Raw genomic sequence first — 20413 nt, 5'->3', positions numbered from 1 at the left:
TATATGTCAAACGAGAAGCAATTTGTTAAAGAGATTACACCACAAGGAGAAGATTTCTCCAGATGGTACATAGATGTTATTAAGAAAGCTGATTTAATGAGCTATTCTCCGGTACGCGGCTGTATCGTATTTAAACCGGATGGTTATGAAATCTGGGAAAATATTCAACGTGAGTTGGATAGCAAATTTAAAGAAACAGGTCATCGCAATGCGTACTTCCCATTATTTATTCCTGAGAGCTTTTTTCAGAAGGAGAAAGAACACGTAGAAGGCTTCAATCCAGAGCTGCCGTGGGTAACAGAAGCTGGTGGTGAAAAGTTAGAAGAACGTCTAGCTATTCGTCCAACTTCAGAAACGATGATTGGGCATATGTATTCAGAGTGGATTAATTCCTATCGTGATCTCCCTTTGCTCATCAATCAGTGGGCAAACGTAGTGCGTTGGGAGAAGCGCACATTGCCGTTCCTTCGTACAACTGAGTTTTTGTGGCAGGAAGGGCATACTGCGCATGAAGATGAGCAAGATGCACGCCGCGAAACAATGCAGATGCTGGATGTCTATCGTCAATTTGCCGAAGATTTCCTTGCTATTCCAGTCATCGTTGGTCAGAAAACGCCTTCTGAGAAATTTGCAGGTGCGATTGATACTTTCTCTATTGAGGCCATGATGAAGGATGGCAAAGCTGTTCAAGCCGGAACATCTCATTACCTTGGCACGAATTTCGCAGTTGCTTTTGACATTAAGTTCCTAGACCGTGAGAATCAACATCAGTTTGCACATACAACGTCATGGGGAGTAAGTACCCGATTAATTGGCGCGCTCATCATGGTTCACGGAGATGACCGTGGATTAGTATTACCACCGAAGGTTGCACCTACACAGGTCATTATGATTCCAATCGGACCTCCAAAAACGCGTGAGCAAGTAATTGGACGTGTTGACGAGCTGTTTGCGGATCTGAAGAAAGCAGGCGTTCGCGTTAAAGTGGATGACCGTGCTGATCAAAGTCCTGGTTGGAAATTCAACGAGTACGAAATGCGCGGCATTCCAATCCGTGTAGAACTAGGTCCTCGTGATATGGAGAATGGTGTGGTAGTTCTTGTTTCTCGCGTAAGCGGGGAGAAGAAAATTGTTCAACAAGCTGACTTCGTGCAAGAAGTTCAAAATTTACTTGCTGAGATTCATCAGCAGATGTATGATAAAGCGAAGCAATTCCGTGACGAGCATTATATTGCGGTAGATACGATCGATGAGTTTAAGACATTTTTGGAGACGAAACGCGGATTTGCCTTGGCTGGCTGGTGTGGATCTAACGCTTGTGAATCGCAAGTGAAGGAAGAAACAGGAGCAACAAGTCGTAATATCCCGTTCACACCATCCGAAACCAAATCGACTTGTCTTGTATGTGGCGATCCTTCTATGCATACAGTTGTTTTTGGTCGAAGCTATTAATTACAATCAAGGGCATATGGAGATCTTACTCCATTGCCCTTGGTATGTTTTATGGGGAGGCTGTTCATGAGTAATTTGGCTGATAAACGGAATCGCTTTGAGCTTTTGATGCAGCAAGCCGAGATTCCAGCCGATGTTGTACGGTCATATTTTACAGAAGGCTACATTGATCAAGTCGAAATAAGTCGGAAAAATCGCGACTGGACGTTCTATTTGGTGAAAAATGAGCTTGTGCCTCTGGCGATTTATCGTTCATTTTGTAAAATGATTCAAGAGAAGTTTGCACAGATCGCAAAAATTCGCTTTATATGGAAATATGAAGGGGCAGAACCAGCAGCTCTTGTTGAGGAATACTGGACTTTATTCATGGAATGGTTGCAGCGTGAAGTCCCTTCTATTAATGGATGGATGTCGAAAGCTAGGTTTGAGGTACAGGGAAACGCTCTGTCGTTGATCATGTTGGATGCTATAGGCCTAGAATTAGCGAAGAAAAAGAATATTGATATGTTTATTCGGAATTTTTTTCATAATTTTTTTCAAACAGAATTATCTGTTAAGTATGCAATAAGTGATACTACGGAAATCGTTGCAGAATATGAGAAGTTTGCAAAGCAGCGTGAGCAAGGTGAAAAATCATTTACACAAGAAATTATGATGTCCATCGACATGGAGGAAGAAGAGACTTCCCTGCCTGAAGGTGAACTGAAACTAGTCATGGGCATTGATATAAAAGAAGTTCCTACGCCACTAAAAGATATTCAAGAGGAAGAGAAGAAAATTACTGTACAAGGTACCGTATTTGGTTTGGATGTCAAAGAATTAAGAAATGGAAATACGTTATTTACGTTTAATATTACGGATTTCACAGATTCGTTAGCAATGAAGGTTTTTGCGAAGACGAAAGAAGACGTAAAGATTATGAGTTTGCTTGCTAATGGTACGTGGATTCGCGCCAGAGGTAAAGTAGAGTATGACCGGTTCATGCAAATACCAGAGCTAGTAATGATCCCGAATGATCTGTATGAAGTTATGGCACCAAGGGATCGTATGGATGACGCTGCTGAGAAGCGTGTAGAGTTTCATTTGCACACGACAATGAGTACGATGGATGCACTGACGCCGATAGACCAATATGTGAAAATGGCGGCTAAGTGGGGCCATAAAGCCATAGCTGTTACCGATCATAGTAATATTCAATGTTTCCCTGACGCTGGTAAAGCGGCCAAAAAACATGGCATTAAAGTTATATACGGTGTTGAAGCGAATGTCGTGAATGATTCTGTCCCCATTGTTATGAATGGTCGTGATCTCGATCTGAAACAAGCGACATATGTTATTTTTGACGTGGAGACCACAGGGCTTTCGGTCATTAACAATCGAATCATTGAGTTAGCTGGCGTGAAGATGCAGGACGGCAAAGAAATTGATCGCTTCGCCACTTTCATTAATCCGCACGAGAAGATTCCTTATAACATTCAACAGTTGACGAATATTAATGATGATATGGTGAAGGATGCGCCAGATATTGAGGATGAGCTCCCTAAGTTTGTAGAGTTTATTGGCGACTGTGTGCTAGTTGCACATAATGCGCGTTTTGATATGGGGTTCCTGCAAGCGAATTTAAAGCGCATGAATCTGCCAGAGGTTACGAACTCAGTACTCGATACATTGGAACTTGCTAGATTTCTCTTCCCATCTATGAAAAATCATCGATTAAATACATTATCTGATAAATTTAAAGTAGGTCTCGATAATCATCACCGAGCGATTGATGACTCGATTGCGCTGGGTTACGTGCTTTATCATTTAATTAATGAGGCTAATGATCGTCAGATTACGAGCCTAGCAAAATTGAATGATTATGTTGGTAAAGATTTATCCAATCAGCGTCCTTTTCATTGCTGTATCTATGCATTGAACCCAGTGGGTAAGAAAAATTTGTTTAAACTGATCTCTCTGTCTCATACCACTTACTTGCAGCGAGCTGCGACGATTCCCAAGAGTGTGTTGGTAGAACACAGAGAGGGGCTCTTAATCACATCGGGTTGTGAAAAGGGTGAGTTTTTTGAAGCCGTACTCAACAAATCTGTTGAAGAAGCTGAGCAAGTTTCCGAATTTTACGACATTCTCGAAATCCAGCCTGTTAGTTATAATATGCATCTCGTCGAAAAAGGCTTGGTCGGTTCGAAAGAAGATCTAGAGGATGCTGTTCGTCGAGTATGTGAAATTGGTTATAAAACAGGTAAGCCGGTCATCGCGACAGGAAACGCTCATTATCTGAATCCACGTGAGAAAGTGTGCCGGGATATTACCATCAATGGGATAACAGGCTTTAGTCCGCTGAAAGCGATGAAGAAGCCTGATGCACATTTCCGCACAACGAAAGAGATGCTTGAAGAGTTTAAATTTTTGGGTGAAGAGAAAGCGATTGAAGTTGTTATTCGTAGCACAAATGAGCTTGCAGATCGTTTTGAATCCATTGAACTTTTTCCAGATAAGCTATTCACGCCTATCATTGAAGGTGCTGATGAAGAGATACGTACGACTTGCTATGATACTGCCAAAAGTATGTATGGTGAGGAGCTTCCCGAAGTCATTATTGCTCGATTAGAGAAAGAGTTAGTTCCGATAATTAAATTTGGATTCTCTGCCAACTATTTGATATCAGAACGGCTCGTTAAGAAATCCAATGCAGATGGTTATCTAGTCGGTTCTCGGGGTTCCGTTGGTTCTTCCGTCGTTGCGATGATGCTAGGGATTTCGGAAGTTAATCCTTTGCCACCCCACTATATATGCCTTTCCTGCAGACATAGCGAATGGTTCCTTGACGGAAGTGTACCGAGTGGTTTCGATCTGCCGAATAAGGTATGTCCTTCCTGTGGCGGAAATTTAAAAGGGGATGGCCATGACATTCCGTTTGAAACATTCCTAGGATTTAAAGGGGATAAAGTTCCCGATATCGACTTGAACTTCTCAGGTGTTTATCAGCCAGTTGCGCATAACTTCACGAAGGAAATCTTTGGACCTAAGAATGTGTTCCGTGCAGGGACGATCGGTACTGTTGCTGAGAAAACGGCTTTCGGATTCGTGAAGAAATATGAAGAAGAGCAAGGTCAGAAGTGGCGCGGTGCAGAAATTGCGCGATTGGCATCAGGTTGTACTGGTGTCAAAAGAAGTACCGGGCAGCATCCAGGCGGTATTGTTGTTGTTCCTGATTACATCGAAGTCGATGATATTACACCGGTTCAATTCCCTGCAGATGATAAGAATTCAGAATGGATGACGACACATTTTGACTATCATGCTTTCGATGCGAATTTGCTCAAATTAGATATTCTGGGACACGACGATCCGACGATGATGAGAATGCTTCAGGATTTAACGGGCGTCGATCCCACGACAATTCCTATGAATGATGCGAAGGCAATGAGCATTTTCAATTCAACAGAAGCATTAGGTGTAAGGCCAGATCAGATTCGTTCGCCGGTGGCAACGTATGGCGTCCCCGAAATGGGAACCAAATTCGTTCGCCAGATGCTTCAAGAAACACAGCCATCTTCATTTGCCGATCTATTGCAAATCTCAGGATTGTCACATGGAACAGGTGTTTGGTTGGGGAATGCGCAAGAGCTTATCAAAAAAGGGATTTGTAACATTAAGACAGTTATTGGTTGTCGGGATGATATCATGTTGTATCTGATCTATAAGGCTGGAATGGATGCAGGTCTTGCTTTTAAAATAACGGAGAGCGTTCGTAAAGGAAAAGGCCTGACCGACGAGTGGAAAGAGGAGATGAAGCGTTGTAATGTGCCCCCTTGGTACATTGAATCCTGTGAACGGATTGAGTATATGTTTCCAAAAGCGCATGCTGCCGCTTACGTTATCTCCGCAGTTCGTACGGCTTACTTCAAGGTGTATCATCCGATTGCTTACTATGCTACTTACTTTAGTGTGCGGGCCGCTGATTTCGATCTCGAACTGCTTTGCCAAGGATATGACGCGATTCTCAGACAATTAGTAGAAATCGAAGCCAAAGGCTTCCAGGCTCTGCCGAAAGAGAAAGCCATGGTGTCCATTCTTGAGATGTCTCTAGAAATGACGTCTCGCGGTTTCAGTTTCAAACCTATTGATATTTATCGTTCAGATGCAACGAAGTTTATCATTGATGGTAATTCATTGATTCCTCCGTTTGCTGCGATGTCAGGGATTGGTGAAAATGCTGCTAAAAACATTGCAGCTGCCAAAGAAGAAGGCGATTTCCTATCCGTTGAGGACTTCCAGAATAAGTCGAAGGCTTCTAAAACCGTCATAGAGCTGTTGACTGCTATGGGTTGCTTCCGCGGTATGCCTGAATCCAATCAGCTTTCCTTGTTCTAGAAGTAGATGCTTTCGAAGAGAGTTTTCTAATGAAAGCTTTGGGGCTGTCAAGTGAAAATGATTAACAAGTTTGCTATTGTAATGCAAAGAATGGTTATGGTATAATTTTTATTGGCAATAATGAGGATATCATCTTGTGATTAAAGAGTGGGGAAACCCACTCTTTACATTTTGATATAGGACTTTTCGGGATACGTCAAGGAGAAGTCAATTTAGGAGGTACACATATCTGTGGCTACACAAGAACAAATCAAATCCATCATTGAGGACATGCTGAAGGATTTTGTTGAACAAAATGGGTTTGAAATCGTGGATATTGAATATGTCAAAGAAGGCAGCAATTGGTTCCTTCGCGTCTATGCTGACAAAGAAGGCGGAATTGATATAGATGATTGCGGCCGCATCAGTGAGTTCTTAAGTGTTCAATTGGATGAGAAAGATCCGATTACTGATGCTTATTTCTTAGAGGTTTCTTCTCCTGGAGCAGAACGTCCGCTTAAGAAAACTCAAGATTTTTATAAAGCCGTAAATAGTCACGTATTTGTTACCTCGTATGAACCAATCGAAGGTTCTAAAGAGTTTGAAGGGTTGTTGCAGTCTTATGACGAGGAAGTACTCGTGATCGAGATTGGTAAAAAGAAAATCAGCATTCCGGTTGCCAAAGTAGCTAGTGCACGTCTTGCTATCGTATTTTAGTAATCGTTACTTATTGAAGGGGGGGACTCAGTTCAAATGAACACGGATTTTATTGAAGCGCTGTCGGAAATTGAACGAGAGAAGGGTATCTCCAAGGAGCTACTCATTGATGCTATTGAAGCGGCGATGATTTCAAGTTATAAACGTAATTTCAACACGGCACAGAACGTTCGTGTAGATATCAATCGACATACGGGTCTTATTAAGGTGTATGCACGGAAGACAGTTACAGAAGACGTTTTGGATCCGAGATTGGAAATTTCTGTGCATGCTTCGCGTGAAATTAATCCGAATTACCAATTGGATGATATCGTTGAAATTGAAGTAACGCCTCGTGATTTTGGACGTATTGCAGCACAAACCGCTAAACAGGTTGTAACGCAACGGATACGCGAAGCCGAGCGTGGCTTAATTTATAATGCATTTATCGATAAAGAGGAAGATATCGTAACAGGTATCTTACAACGTCAAGATCAACGAAATATTTATGTGGATCTTGGCAAAGTAGAAGCCGTTCTTCCATTGACAGAGCTTATGCCTACGGATAAGTTCAAACAGGGAGACCGTATCAAAGCTTATATTACAAAAGTCGAGAACACGACAAAGGGTCCTCAAATTATTCTGTCGAGAACACATCCAGGCTTGTTGAAACGTCTATTTGAGCTTGAAGTTCCTGAAATTTTCGATGGCGTGGTAGAGATTCGCTCCGTTGCACGTGAAGCAGGCTTCCGTTCAAAAATTGCTGTTCACTCTCGCAATCCAGAAGTCGATCCCGTTGGATCATGTGTAGGTCCGAAGGGACTTCGTGTTCAAACGATTGTAACTGAACTGCGCGGAGAGAAAATTGATATCGTTCGCTGGATGGAGAGTGTAGAAGAGTATGTAGCGAATGCGCTAAGCCCTTCTAAAGTGCTTGAAGTTCAGATTCATGAAAATGAAAAAATGGCTCGAGTCATTGTACCTGATTATCAGCTTTCTCTGGCAATTGGGATTAAAGGACAGAACGCCCGTCTAGCTGCTAAGCTTACAGGCTGGAAAATCGATATCAAGAGTGAAACGCAAGCAGAACAAGAATATGGCAGAGTGAAAACTTACTCGGAAGAGATGCACCAAGATTCTATTAGCATCGATTAAGTTTATGTTTGGAACAAGGGGTGATCGGAATGAAGCAGAGAAAAATCCCTCTGAGAAAATGCGTTGCCTGTCAGGAAATGATGCCGAAGAGGGAATTGATCCGCGTCGTCAAAACGCCTGAGGATGATATTCTCATTGATCTTAAGGGGAAGAAGTCTGGGCGCGGTGCCTACCTGTGCGGTAAAGTTTCTTGTTTTAAATTGGCAAAGAAAAGCAAAGCCCTGGATAGAGCTCTGAAGCATGCTGTAGGCGCAGACATTTATGACCAACTGGAACAAGATTTCATTCGTGTTGAAGATGAATTCCTTTCTTCGAAAGAAGAGGAGGAATCAGAAGATGAATCCTAAATTTCTAAATCAATTAGGATTGGCGATGAGAGCCGGGAAACTCGTTACGGGTGACGAAGGTGTATTCAAAGCTATTCGCGCGGGTGAGGCCAAGCTAGTTATTATGGCGGAAGACGCTTCTGCTAATACACGTAAGAAATTTCAAGATAAATGCCTTTTCTATGGGGTTAAACTCATGGAAGTGGGTACTAAGTATGAATTGGGCCGCAGCATTGGGAAAGAAATGCGTGTCACCATAGGTGTATTGGACGGAGGCTTCGCGCAGATGCTGCAGAAGAGTCAAGAAAATCCTGCGGAGGTGAAACATATTGACCAATAAACAAGATAATAAAGACAAGACACGCGTGTACGAATACGCGAAACAGCTCAATATGAGCAGCAAAGAAATTATCACCATTCTCAAACGATTAAATATACCTGTTAACAACCACATGAGTGTAATGGAGAATGACGCGGTTAGCAGTGTGGAAAAGTTCTTTAGAGATATCAAAGCTAATGCAGCTGCCAAACGAGCAGCTACGGACGGAGGAAATGTGAGTTCATCTACGACGAATCAGAATCCTGCATCGCAGGCTCCAGCACAAGAGAATAAAGGTGCAGTAACCCCGGCGGCTAAGCCAGTTACTAATGAGCAACAATCTGCTAGTAGTCAACCGACTACATCAACTGGAGCTACGACTCCTCAACAAAGTCAGTCTACACAAAATTCATCAAGTCGCCCACAACAGTCACGCCCAAGTGGCCAAAGCAGTAACTATCAAGGAAATCGTTCTAACAACTCTCAAGGTGGTCAGCGTACGGGCTATCAAGGTTCTAATCCAAATGGTGGACGTCCAAGTGGTCAAGGCTCCAGCCAAGGCGGCCAGCGCACAGGTTACCAAGGTTCCAATCCTGGTGGCCAACGTCCTGCAGGTCAAGGTTCCAGCCAAGGTGGCCAACGTACAGGTTATCAAGGATCCAATCCTGGCGGCCAACGTCCTGCAGGCGGAAGCAGTGGTGGATACAACAACAGTCGTCCAGCTAGTCAAGGATACAGCCAAGGCGGCCAAGGACAGGGCGGAGCGCCACGCTCGAACAGCAACTATGCAGGTTCACGCCCAAATCAAGGGGCAGGCGGACCTGGAGCAAGCAGTGGTCAAAGCGCGAACAGTGGGCGTCCTCAATCTAGTCCAAATCGTAGTGCTGGCCCTAATCGCCAGTCCAAGCCTTTCGAGAACCGTAACAATAACCAAAGTGGAAGACCAGTTGTTCAAGAAGCTAAACCACAATTTCATGTTGGTGCAACAGCGGCTGAGTTGGATGATGCAGCAGCAAAAGCTGGTGTCATAACAACAAAAAAATCCAAACCAACACCAAAACGTTTTGATGATAATAGATCTGGTGGTAATCGTGGTCCTGGTGGAAACAACAGAGGCAACCAACGCGGAAACAACAGAGGTCGTTACCAACAAGACATAGTTAAGAAAGAAAAAGTGGATAACACACCTAAGAAGATCATTGTTCGTGGTAACATGACGGTTGGTGAAACAGCGAAATTACTTCACAAAGATGCTTCTGAAGTAATTAAGAAGCTCTTATTCCTTGGCACAATGGCTACGATCAACCAAGAGCTAGATTTGGAAACTATTCAATTGATCGCGACTGAATTTGGTGTTGAAGTTGAAATCAAAATCAAAGTCGAAGAAGATAACTTCGAAACATTCGAAGAAATCGATGACGAGGCTGACTTGCTCGAACGTCCACCTGTTGTAACAATCATGGGTCACGTCGATCACGGTAAAACAACATTGCTTGATGCCATTCGTAAAACGAGTGTTACTGAAGGCGAAGCAGGCGGGATCACTCAGCACATCGGTGCTTATCAAGTCGAAGTTAATCATAAGAAAATTACTTTCTTGGATACACCTGGTCACGAAGCATTTACTACGATGCGTGCTCGTGGTGCTCAAGTTACGGATATTACAATTATCGTTGTTGCAGCAGATGACGGTGTAATGCCACAAACCGTAGAAGCGATTAGTCATGCTAAAGCGGCTGGCGTACCAATCATTGTAGCTGTGAACAAGATTGATAAAGAAGGCGCTAATCCAGACCAAATTAAGCAAGCTCTTACAGCTTACGAGTTAGTTCCGGAAGAGTGGGGCGGCGATACGATTTTCTGCGAAATTTCCGCAAAACAACGTATTGGTCTTGAAAACTTGCTTGAAATGATCTTGCTGGTAGCTGAAGTACAAGAGTACAAAGCTAATCCAAACAAACGTGCTAGAGCGACTGTTATTGAGGCTGAGTTGGATAAAGGAAGAGGCCCAGTGGCTAGAATCCTAATTCAACATGGTACCTTAAAAGTTGGAGATAGCTTCGTTGCCGGTGTATGCTTCGGTCGTGTGCGCGCGATCGTTAATGATAAAGGTAAACGTTTGAAAGAAGCAGGTCCTTCAACTCCGGTTGAAATTACGGGTCTGACAGAAGTTCCACAAGCTGGGGATCCATTCTTGGCTTATGAAGATGAGCGCAAAGCAAGAGATATTGCAGATCGTCGTGCGATTGCACTTCGTCAATCCGAGATGACAGCTAATTCCCGCGTCACATTGGAAGACCTCTTTAAGCATATTAAAGACGGTGAAGTGAAAGATCTGAATGTAATTATCAAAGGTGACGTTCAAGGTTCCGTAGAAGCACTGAAAAGCTCTCTTGAGAAAATTGAAGTTGAAGGTGTACGCGTTAAGATTCTTCATAATGGGGTTGGCGCAGTTACAGAATCTGATATTATTCTGGCTTCTGCTTCCAATGCGATTATTATTGGATTTAACGTTCGTCCTGAGCCTGCTGCGAAAGCAACGGCTGATCAAGAGAAAGTTGATATCCGTCTGCATAACATCATTTACAACGTAATCGAAGAAATCGAGCAAGCGATGAAAGGCATGCTGGATCCAATCTTCAAGGAAGTTGTTCTTGGTCAAGCTGAAGTACGTAATGTTTTCAAAATTACTGGTTCAGGAACAATTGCAGGTTGTTATGTAACTTCAGGTAAAATTGCTCGTAATGCACAAACTCGCTTAGTTCGTAGCGGTATTGTTGTTCACGAAGGCAAAATTGATTCCTTGAAACGATTCAAGGATGACCAAAAAGAAGTTGCACAAGGTTATGAGTGTGGTATATCTCTTGAGCGTTATCATGATATTAAAGAGGGCGACATTATTGAAGCCTTTATCATGGAGTCCGTTGAGAGGTGATAATAAATGGCTAGAGTTCGTGTAGGTCGAGTTGGCGAACAGATTAAGAAAGAGCTGAGTCAGATTATTCAAGCTGAACTGAAGGATCCTCGTATTGGTTTTATGACCGTTACAGGTGTTGAAGTGACGAATGATTTGTCACTTGCTCGTGTGTATTTAAGCGTAATGGGAACTGAAGAAGAAAAAGCGGCCACTCTTAAGGCTCTTTCTGTTGCTTCAGGGTATATTCGCTCTGAATTAGGCAAACGAATTCGTTTGCGCAAGATTCCAGAGCTTCAGTTTAAATTTGATGCTTCGATCGACTATGGTAGTCACATTGACCAATTGTTGTATAAGCTCAATCAGGAAGGAAATACAAACGTATGAATAACGGAATGAACCATGCCACCGAATACTGTCAGCAGCTGGCAGCAGCAGCTGCATTTATCGAGCAGCATGATGATTTCCTGGTTGTATCTCACATCCAGCCGGATGGAGATGCTGCCAGTTCAACGTATGCAACAGGTTGGATATTAAGTCAGCTTGGAAAGTCATTCACAATGATCAATGAGGGCGCAATGCCCTCTAAATTTTCCTACTTAGCAGGTAGTAAACAAACGATTGATTATAGTGAACAGGCACCGAGTCGACTGTATCAAACCATCATAAGTGTTGATTGTGCTGATTTCTCCAGAATGGGTAGGATCAGCACTCTTTTTGATGAGCAGGTAAACCTACTCAATATTGACCATCATCCAACGAATGATGAATTCGGTTCCTGTCATTTAATCAAATATGATGCCGCGGCAACCGTTCAAATTTTGTATGATTTGGCACAACATATGAAACTTCAACCTGACATTTCTTTCGGTGAATGCATCTATACCGGCCTGCTGACAGATACAGGTGGTTTCCGTTATTCGAATACTTCTTCAGAGGTTATGAAAATCGGGGCTTCTATGTTGGAGTTAGGGGTCAAGGGTGCAGAAATTGCTGAACTTGTACTTGAACGGATGACGTATGCACAGATTGTACTTCTCCAAAAAGCACTATCAACACTTTCCTTTGCCTATGATCGCAAGTTAGCCTGGCTTGCTGTGTCACTTGCAGATTTGGAGTTGACAGGTGCTTCGAGTGATGATTTGGATGGATTAGTGAATTATCCTCGTAATGTTGAGGGTGTAGAGGTAGGCATGCTGATTAAGGAGAAGGCACCAGGCGTCATTAAAGTAAGTCTGCGTTCCTCCGGATTAGTCGATGTTGCTGCGATTGCACAGTCACTTGGTGGAGGAGGGCATGTTCGAGCATCGGGATGTACGATTCATGGTACGCTAGATGAAGCAATTGCTAGAATGGTTGGGGAAGTAGGGGACAAGCTGAAATGACGCTAGAAGGTATACTGCCTGTTTGGAAACCAGCGGGCTTTACATCCCATGATGTTGTCGCCAAAGTCAGAAGAATTTTAAGTATTAAGCGTATTGGTCATACGGGTACCCTTGACCCGCAAGTGACAGGTGTTTTGCCACTTTGCATCGGTCGTGCTACACGGATGGTTGAATATATTCAAGAGTTGCCGAAGGAATATGAAGCTGTTTTACGTATTGGGTTATCGACAGATACGGAAGACATGACAGGGACTGTCCTGGAAGAAGTATCACAGGTAACACTCGGAGAAAGTCAACTACGTGGTGTGCTTGAATCCTTCTTGGGAGACATCGAGCAAATTCCTCCTATGTTCTCAGCTGTTAAAGTAGATGGCAAACGACTTTACGAATTAGCGAGAGAAGGTAAGGAAGTTGAACGAAAATCAAGGAAAGCTACGATTTACGAACTTGAGATTCTCGAGCTCAATATGGATCAGAAGCACCCTGAAATTCGTTTTCGTGCCGTATGCTCCAAAGGTACCTATATTAGAACTTTGTGTGTAGATATAGGGAGAGCACTGGGGTATCCAGCTGTCATGGTAAGTCTAATACGTACGTCTACAGGTAATATTCGTAAGGAACAATGTTTAACCTTTGAGCAAATTGTTCAATTGAAGGAAGATGGATCATTGCAACAACATATGATTCCGATGGATATAGCCATCTCACATATGCCATCTATTACCCTCAATGATCAAGAAGCGCTTCATTCCTTGCAAGGTAAGAAAATAGCTCTAGCTGCGAATCGAGTGGCTCATGCAGATGCTTCACAAACCATATTTCGGGCCTATTCACCAGATGAACGATTTCTTGGTCTGTTTGAATGGAAAAGCACTAGCCAGGTCTTGGTCCCGGCCAAAGTATTCCTTTAATCATAACGTCGCGGGACGGTTTGAAATAGGTAGGTGAGACGGAATTTATGCAAATAATACCAATATCATATCCGATGGATTTGGATGAGTTAGCGCAGATTGTTGGGAAACAAGTGGTAGCTATTGGTGACTTTGATGGTGTACATCTAGGACATCAAGAGGTAATAGGTAGGGCTATGCTTACGGCTAAGAATCTTGGGCTAAACTCAGCCATCATGACCTTTTACCCTCATCCTAGAGCGGTAATGGGGCAAGATAAATATATAGATTCGTTGACGCCCACGAAGAAGAAGATGCAAATCTTTGAAAGTATGGGCATCAATCACGTTTATATTGTAACGTTTGATGCATCGCTGATGCGCTTAACGCCCGAACAATTCGTGGATGGAGTCCTTGATCGGCTTGGCGTAGATAGCGTCATATGCGGTTTTGATTTTACCTTTGGATTTCAAGGTAAAGGTACTCCGGATTCACTCTGTGAGTTGAGTCACGGGAAATTCTCTGTTGAAGTGGTGAGACCTTTTCATATGAATGGTGAAAAAGTGAGTAGTACACGTATACGCGAAGCATTGCAGCTTGGCGAATTGGAGACAGTGACTAGGTTGCTAGGACGTCCATATAGCATAAGTGGTACTGTTGTTGATGGTGCGAAGAGAGGGAGAACACTTGGATTCCCCACAGCTAATCTTCAATTGGAAGAACCGTATGTCAGTCCAAAGAATGGTGTATACGCTATTCAAGCGACTGTCCGTGGAGAAAAATATCAAGGTGTCATGAATATTGGTGTGAAACCAACATTTGAGACAGGAGAACTCAAACCATCATTTGAAGCGCATTTATTCGAATTTTCCGAGCAAATATATGGAGAAACTGTTGTGGTTGAGCTTATTGCTTTTCTTAGACCAGAACGTAAATTTACTTCATTAGAAGATTTAGTTGCTCAAATTAAACTTGATTCCTTAGAAGCAAAACAGAAATTGACGTTAGAGATGTAATCATACGTTTACTTCTTCTGGTCAATTGTGTTATACTGAATAACGTTGCCGAATGGACGTGTTCATTTGGCATGAACCTTAGCTTGGATTGACGTTTTCATCGGCGCTTTCTAGGCTAGCGGGGATACTAATTAGAATTTAGGAGATGAACGATTATGGCAATTACGCAAGAGCGCAAAACGCAACTGATTCAAACACACAAAGTACACGATACCGACACAGGTTCACCTGAGGTACAAGTAGCAATCCTTACAGAAAACATTGTTAACCTTACAGACCACCTTCGTACACACAAGAAAGATCACCACTCCCGTCGTGGTTTGCTTAAAATGGTTGGACAACGTCGTAAGTTGCTAGCATATGTTAAAAACAAAGATGTAAGCCGCTATAGTGCTTTGATTGCAAAGCTTGGTTTGCGTCGATAAAACAGACAATGAGAAGCAACCTGTTGCTCGTTTGCTAGGCTTGATAAAGCTCTGGCAAAGAGCAGCAAAAGGTTGCTTTTTCTTGTATTTTTAAAACGGGAAAAGAAGGAAATACTAGTCATAACGCAGAAATAGAGGATAACTCCATAGCTTGTCTATTTTGCATACATACGGAGTAGATTCGGATTGGTCTCTGGATCTTATGATTTCTGTACATGTTTATCAAACACATATTTTGAAGTTCAAACCATGCCTTAGGAGGATATTATGGAGACAAGGGTACAAATGGAACTTGGCGGTAAGCCGTTCATTCTTGAAACAGGCCGACTAGCCAAACAAGCCAATGCAGCAGTAACTGTTCGTTACGGCGATACGGTTGTGCTTAGCACAGTAACGGCTTCCAGCGGACCGAAAGATTTAGATTTCTTTCCGTTAACAGTGAACTATGAAGAGAGATTATACGCGGTAGGTAAAATTCCTGGTGGTTTTATTAAGCGAGAAGGACGTCCTAGTGAGAAAGCGATTCTTGCGAGTCGTTTAACGGATCGCCCGATTCGTCCACTTTTCCCAGAAGGCTTCCGTAACGATGTTCAAATCGTGTCGATCGTCATGAGCGTGGATCAAGAATGCCCACCTGAAATGGCTGCAATGATCGGTACGTCTGCTGCACTTGCGATTTCCGATGTTCCTTTTAATGGACCTGTTGGAGGCGTAATTGTTGGTCGTGTTGACGGGCAATTCGTTATCAATCCTACGGGCGAAGTAGCAGAGAAGAGTGATCTTCACTTAACTGTTGCTGGTACCAAAGATGCGATTATGATGGTTGAAGCTGGCGCGAAAGAAGTTTCTGAAGAAGTTGTTCTTGAAGCAATTATGTTCGGTCATGATGAAATCCGTAAAATTGTTGCAACAATTGAGGAACTGGTTGAGCAAGTGGGTAAACCCAAAATGGAAGTTAAACTGCATGCTGTTGATGCTGAAGTAAATAGCGCGGTGCGTGAATTTGCTCAAGCTAGATTAGTGGATGCAATCAAAATTCCTGAAAAGCATGCTCGTCAAGAAGCAATCGATGTTGTCAACGCGGATGCTGTTGAGCATTTCACTGCTTTGTACGTAGAAACACCAGGTCTTCTTGGTGATGTGAAAGAAACCTTGTATGATATCGTGAAAGAAGAAGTTCGCCGCTTAATCACGCATGATAAAGTAAGACCTGATGGTCGTAAACCAGATGAGATACGTCCAATTGAGTGCGATGTCAACTTGTTGCCGCGTACACACGGATCAGGGTTGTTCACACGTGGACAAACTCAAGCGCTTAGCATCTGTACATTAGGTGCGCTTGGCGATGTTCAAATCTTGGATGGTTTAGATTTGACTGAAACTAAACGTTTCATGCATCATTATAACTTCCCACCATTCAGCGTTGGGGAAGCTAGACCATTGCGTCCTCCAGGCCGTCGCGAAATTGGACATGGTGCGTTAGGTGAGAGAGCTATTGAAGCGATCATCCCGAATGAAATTGAGTTCCCTTACACAATTCGTCTTGTATCAGAAGTGTTGGAATCGAACGGTTCAACTTCTCAAGCAAGTATTTGTGCAAGTATTCTTGCACTTATGGATGCCGGTGTTCCGATTAAAGCACCAGTGGCAGGTATTGCAATGGGTCTTATCAAAGACGGTGATCAATTCTCCATTTTGTCCGATATTCAAGGGATGGAAGATCACCTAGGCGATATGGACTTTAAAGTTGCTGGTACTGCAGAAGGTATCACAGCACTTCAAATGGATATCAAAATTGACGGGATTGACCGCAGCATCTTGCAACAATCGTTGCAACAAGCGAAAGAAGGCCGTTTGCACATCTTAGGCAAAATGGTATCCCGCATTTCGACACCAAATAAAAATCTTTCTAAATATGCACCTAAAATTCTTACAATGAATATTAATCCGGACAAAATCCGTGATGTTATTGGTGCTGGTGGTAAAATCATCAATAAAATCATTGAGGAAACTGGCGTGAAGATCGACATCGAGCAAGACGGCCGCGTATTCATCGCATCGTCCAATCAAGAAATGAACGAGAAAGCGCGTTCCATTATTGAAGGTATCGTGCGTGAGGTCATCGTTGGCGAAACTTACCTTGGTACAGTGAAACGCGTTGAGAAATTCGGTGCTTTCGTTGAGATCCTACCAGGCAAAGAAGGTCTTGTACACATTTCGCAAATTTCTACAGAACGTGTAGCCAAAGTAGAAGACGTTGTGAATGTTGGAGACCAAATTACGGTTAAAGTTACTGAGATTGATCAACAAGGAAGAGTAAATCTTTCACGCAAAGCGACGCTAACTTCACAGGTATCTGCACAAAGCTAGAGATTTGTAAGTACGTTTCATTCATAGTTCAGGATAAAGAGTCAGATCTATCTGTCTCTTTTTTGCTTTTCCTCTATTCCGTGGACATGCACAGTTCTACTCTTGTCCCAACCTTCATACAATCAGGAGACAAAATAAACAGCTACACCTTCTTCAGAAGGTTGGGAGCGTTTATGGAGAAGGGGGACCTGTGTATGCTCCACAGAAAATGGATGTTACTTGGGAGTTTTTTTGCTATGGTTCTATTTACAGTGAATGCAATTCCAAGTGTTGAAACCTATATTAAACAAGTTAAAAATAATCAACATGCTGAACATGAACTTGTTGAAGAACATGAACTTGTTGATACGAAGGCTGAGATACGTCCAGCGTTTGCATCTGCCAATAAATCTATTTTATTAGACACGATAACCAAAGAAGCAGAGAAACGTAGAATCGCTCCAATAAATGCGAAAGTCGATTCCGTATGGAAAGCGATCCCTGGCTATAATGGTCTGGAAGTGGATATTGAGGAAACGCTGAAGTTAGCGGAGCATCAATTAACGCCTAATCAAATTAATTATGTGATGAAAGAAGTAGAGCCAAGTATTCAATTGGATGATCTTGGTCCTAATCCTGTATATAAGGGCAATCCGAAGAAGCCAATGGTTTCTATTATGATCAATGTCGCATGGGGCAATGAATTTTTACCGAGTATGTTAGAGACACTTCGGAAAGAAAATGTCCATGCGACTTTCTTTTTCGACGGTTCTTGGTTAAAGAAGAATACAGAAATGGCCAAACGCATTCTAAGCGAGGGACACGAGGTATCGAATCACGCCTATTCACATAAAGACATGCGCACGATTTCGCGGAGCAAAGCAGTAGAAGAAATTTCGAAAACAGAAGAATTACTGAAGCAGCTTGGAGTTAAAAACGTTCTATTTGCACCTCCTTCAGGTTATTTTAATCAGGAGACCGTTCAAGTTGCCTCCGAATTTAAGCTGCAAACGATATTGTGGACTTTTGATACGATCGATTGGAAAAATCCAGGTGCTGGTCGCATTCTTGAGCGATTATCTAATCAAGTTGAACCAGGGACACTTATTCTGATGCATCCTACCGTTTCATCAAGGGATGCGTTGCCAGGAATGATTAGTCTCATTAAGAAAAAAGGATTAGTAGTAGGTACCGTCTCAGACCTTTTATCTTCTAAAAGGATCACTGGACAGGGGCAAATCACGAAATAATCATGATTTTCTGGAGCTAATTTGAGTCCTAGGCACATTTTTGTTAGACTGAGGAAGTATAATAGGAGAATTGGACTTATAGGTGTACCATTTCGAGGAGGAACCTTGGTGATCAAATATCGCTTACATAATGGATTAAGAGTGGTTATGGAACAAATCCCTACATTTCGCTCGGTAACATTCGGGATTTGGGTAAAAACAGGCTCACGTAATGAATCACAAACAAACAATGGTATCTCGCACTTTATTGAACACATGTTGTTCAAAGGTACGGAACGTCATTCGGCGAAAGATATTGCTGAAATCTTTGATGGTATCGGCGGAAATGTGAATGCTTTCACTTCCAAAGAATATACGTGTTATTATGCCAAAGTATTGGATGAGCATTTGCCTTTAGCCATGGATGTACTCTCGGATATGTTCTTCCATTCCACATTTGATGAAGGTGAGCTTGAAAAAGAGAAGAATGTGATTTATGAAGAAATTTCCATGTATGAAGATACACCGGATGATCTCGTACATGATTTGTTAGCGAAAGCTTCGTATGGCACACATGCTTTGGGTTATACGATTCTAGGTACGCAAGACAATTTGTCCAAAATGAAGTCAGATGATCTTCGTTCCTATCTCAAACAAAATTACAACACAGAGAATACTGTACTAAGTATTGCGGGAAATATTGATGATAGCGTTAAGGATTTAATTGAAAAACATTTCGGCAATTTCTCACAATCCGGTGTTGAAACAAGCTACGATGCACCCGATTTTCTTAGTGAGTTGATTTTCCATGCGAAGAAAACGGAACAAAACCATATTTGTTTGTCATTACCTGGATTGTCCCTGCAAGAGGAAAATTTGTATCCGATGGTTTTATTGAATAATGCCATTGGTGGTGGTATGAGCTCAAGATTGTTCCAAGAAATTCGAGAGAAACGTGGATTAGCTTATTCCGTGTATTCTTATCACTCTTCTCATATTGACAGCGGGATGTTTACCATATATACAGGTACGGCACCTAAGCAAACAGAAGAAGTATTGAAAGTGACGATGGAACTGCTTCATGATATTGCTGTAAATGGAATGACAGATAATGAACTCAAGAAGGGTAAAGAGCAGCTGAAAGGCAGCCTAATTTTGAGTTTAGAAAGCACTAGCAGTCGTATGAACCGTTTTGGTAAAAATGAATTGATGACTGGCAAGCATTATAGTTTGGATGAAATGATTGAACGTATCGAGAGCGTAAATATGGATCATATTCGCCAACTAACGAAAAATCTATTTGCTACACCGTTTGCTCTATCCATGGTCGGGAATGAGGATGATGTTATCAGTGGCTTCAGGAGGGATCAGCTTGTCTCTCTTTGATTTTGAAGTCCATGTGAAAAGAATGGAAGGTCAGGAAGACATTCTCTTACCACAGAAAATGTCTGAAGCAGCAAGTGGCTATGATTTACATGCTGCAGTTACAGAGCCAGTTGTACTCGCACCTGGTGAACGTCGATTGATTCCAACGGGCTTCGCGTTAAGCATGCCACCTGAACTTGAAGCACAAATTCGTCCTAGAAGCGGCCTGGCGTATAAACATGGCATTACAACGCTTAATTCCCCCGGCACCATTGATGCGGATTACCGCGGCGAGGTTAAAGTATTGTTAATCAATCATGGTCAGGAAGCCTTCGTAATACAGAGGAATGAACGAATAGCTCAGATGGTATTCCAACGTGTACCACAAATTCAATTAACATTGGTTAATGAGTTGTCAGAAACAATACGTGGGTCAGGCGGCTTCGGCCATACTGGGCGCTAATACTGTCTTATCACATAATAAACGAGAAAGAACCTCTTCTTAGGAAGGGGTTCTTTCTCGTTTCAGAGGATGC

The 20413-nt window shown here is 42.5% G+C and carries 16 protein-coding genes; all 16 read left to right on the top strand.

What is annotated here, in order from left to right; all coding sequences use genetic code 11:
* The first annotated feature begins 3 nt into the window (after window positions 1-3).
* A complete protein-coding gene (gene proS / locus A8708_RS05750) occupies window positions 4-1452 on the top strand; it encodes a proline--tRNA ligase (protein ID WP_068662548.1) in 1449 nt (482 codons plus the stop codon).
* A gap of 66 nt (window positions 1453-1518) precedes the next feature.
* Window positions 1519-5829, top strand: a complete 4311-nt coding sequence (locus tag A8708_RS05745; RefSeq protein ID WP_068662547.1) for a PolC-type DNA polymerase III — start codon at window positions 1519-1521, stop codon at window positions 5827-5829.
* A gap of 231 nt (window positions 5830-6060) precedes the next feature.
* Window positions 6061-6525, top strand: coding sequence for a ribosome maturation factor RimP (rimP, locus tag A8708_RS05740; protein ID WP_275667871.1), 465 nt, complete (start codon window positions 6061-6063; stop codon window positions 6523-6525).
* 36 nt (window positions 6526-6561) lie between these two features.
* Window positions 6562-7659 carry a transcription termination factor NusA gene (gene nusA, locus A8708_RS05735; protein ID WP_068662546.1) on the top strand — a complete coding sequence of 366 codons (1098 nt, stop codon included), beginning with the start codon at window positions 6562-6564 and terminating at the stop codon, window positions 7657-7659.
* A 29-nt stretch (window positions 7660-7688) separates the two neighbouring features.
* On the top strand, window positions 7689-8006 hold the full coding sequence (gene rnpM / locus A8708_RS05730) for an RNase P modulator RnpM (RefSeq protein WP_056625035.1): 318 nt from the start codon (window positions 7689-7691) through the stop codon (window positions 8004-8006).
* Entirely contained in the window at window positions 7996-8325 is a 330-nt protein-coding gene (locus tag A8708_RS05725; protein WP_239696555.1) for a L7Ae/L30e/S12e/Gadd45 family ribosomal protein, read from the top strand. The genes rnpM and A8708_RS05725 overlap by 11 nt, the downstream gene beginning before the upstream one ends.
* Window positions 8326-8377: 52 nt before the next feature.
* Window positions 8378-11239 carry a translation initiation factor IF-2 gene (gene infB / locus A8708_RS05720; protein WP_420848534.1) on the top strand — a complete coding sequence of 954 codons (2862 nt, stop codon included), beginning with the start codon at window positions 8378-8380 and terminating at the stop codon, window positions 11237-11239.
* A 6-nt stretch (window positions 11240-11245) separates the two neighbouring features.
* Complete coding sequence (gene rbfA / locus A8708_RS05715; protein ID WP_056625044.1) at window positions 11246-11605, top strand: 30S ribosome-binding factor RbfA; 360 nt, start codon at window positions 11246-11248, stop codon at window positions 11603-11605.
* A complete protein-coding gene (locus A8708_RS05710) occupies window positions 11602-12603 on the top strand; it encodes a DHH family phosphoesterase (protein ID WP_239696554.1) in 1002 nt (333 codons plus the stop codon). The genes rbfA and A8708_RS05710 overlap by 4 nt, the downstream gene beginning before the upstream one ends.
* The gene (gene truB, locus A8708_RS05705; RefSeq protein WP_068662543.1) at window positions 12600-13514 is read left to right on the top strand and encodes a tRNA pseudouridine(55) synthase TruB; all 915 of its coding nucleotides are present in this window, start codon (window positions 12600-12602) and stop codon (window positions 13512-13514) included. The genes A8708_RS05710 and truB overlap by 4 nt, the downstream gene beginning before the upstream one ends.
* 74 nt (window positions 13515-13588) lie before the next feature.
* A complete protein-coding gene (locus A8708_RS05700; RefSeq protein WP_239696553.1) occupies window positions 13589-14509 on the top strand; it encodes a bifunctional riboflavin kinase/FAD synthetase in 921 nt (306 codons plus the stop codon).
* Between the two features lie 155 nt (window positions 14510-14664).
* Window positions 14665-14934, top strand: a complete 270-nt coding sequence (gene rpsO, locus A8708_RS05695; protein ID WP_028558319.1) for a 30S ribosomal protein S15 — start codon at window positions 14665-14667, stop codon at window positions 14932-14934.
* A 267-nt stretch (window positions 14935-15201) separates the two neighbouring features.
* A complete protein-coding gene (gene pnp / locus A8708_RS05690; protein ID WP_068662541.1) occupies window positions 15202-17304 on the top strand; it encodes a polyribonucleotide nucleotidyltransferase in 2103 nt (700 codons plus the stop codon).
* 236 nt (window positions 17305-17540) lie between these two features.
* Window positions 17541-18533, top strand: coding sequence for a polysaccharide deacetylase family protein (locus tag A8708_RS05685; protein WP_239696552.1), 993 nt, complete (start codon window positions 17541-17543; stop codon window positions 18531-18533).
* A 108-nt stretch (window positions 18534-18641) separates the two neighbouring features.
* Complete coding sequence (locus tag A8708_RS05680) at window positions 18642-19898, top strand: M16 family metallopeptidase (protein WP_068662539.1); 1257 nt, start codon at window positions 18642-18644, stop codon at window positions 19896-19898.
* Entirely contained in the window at window positions 19885-20340 is a 456-nt protein-coding gene (gene dut / locus A8708_RS05675) for a dUTP diphosphatase (RefSeq protein WP_275667870.1), read from the top strand. The genes A8708_RS05680 and dut overlap by 14 nt, the downstream gene beginning before the upstream one ends.
* Window positions 20341-20413 lie beyond the last annotated feature (73 nt).

This window comes from Paenibacillus oryzisoli (genome assembly GCF_001653565.1).
Classification (GTDB): domain Bacteria; phylum Bacillota; class Bacilli; order Paenibacillales; family NBRC-103111; genus Paenibacillus_E; species Paenibacillus_E oryzisoli.
This window is presented reverse-complemented; position numbering and strand designations above follow the sequence as displayed.

Excerpts from the sequence above, each read along its gene's own strand:
- proS (WP_068662548.1), top strand. The coding sequence starts at position 4 with ATGTCAAACGAGAAGCAATTTGTTAAAGAGATTACACCACAAGGAGAA.
- A8708_RS05745 (WP_068662547.1), top strand. The coding sequence starts at position 1,519 with ATGAGTAATTTGGCTGATAAACGGAATCGCTTTGAGCTTTTGATGCAG.
- nusA (WP_068662546.1), top strand. The coding sequence starts at position 6,562 with ATGAACACGGATTTTATTGAAGCGCTGTCGGAAATTGAACGAGAGAAG.
- rnpM (WP_056625035.1), top strand. The coding sequence starts at position 7,689 with ATGAAGCAGAGAAAAATCCCTCTGAGAAAATGCGTTGCCTGTCAGGAA.
- A8708_RS05725 (WP_239696555.1), top strand. The coding sequence starts at position 7,996 with ATGAATCCTAAATTTCTAAATCAATTAGGATTGGCGATGAGAGCCGGG.
- infB (WP_420848534.1), top strand. The coding sequence starts at position 8,378 with ATGAGCAGCAAAGAAATTATCACCATTCTCAAACGATTAAATATACCT.
- rbfA (WP_056625044.1), top strand. The coding sequence starts at position 11,246 with ATGGCTAGAGTTCGTGTAGGTCGAGTTGGCGAACAGATTAAGAAAGAG.
- A8708_RS05710 (WP_239696554.1), top strand. The coding sequence starts at position 11,602 with ATGAATAACGGAATGAACCATGCCACCGAATACTGTCAGCAGCTGGCA.
- truB (WP_068662543.1), top strand. The coding sequence starts at position 12,600 with ATGACGCTAGAAGGTATACTGCCTGTTTGGAAACCAGCGGGCTTTACA.
- A8708_RS05700 (WP_239696553.1), top strand. The coding sequence starts at position 13,589 with ATGGATTTGGATGAGTTAGCGCAGATTGTTGGGAAACAAGTGGTAGCT.
- rpsO (WP_028558319.1), top strand. The coding sequence starts at position 14,665 with ATGGCAATTACGCAAGAGCGCAAAACGCAACTGATTCAAACACACAAA.
- pnp (WP_068662541.1), top strand. The coding sequence starts at position 15,202 with ATGGAGACAAGGGTACAAATGGAACTTGGCGGTAAGCCGTTCATTCTT.
- A8708_RS05685 (WP_239696552.1), top strand. The coding sequence starts at position 17,541 with ATGGTTCTATTTACAGTGAATGCAATTCCAAGTGTTGAAACCTATATT.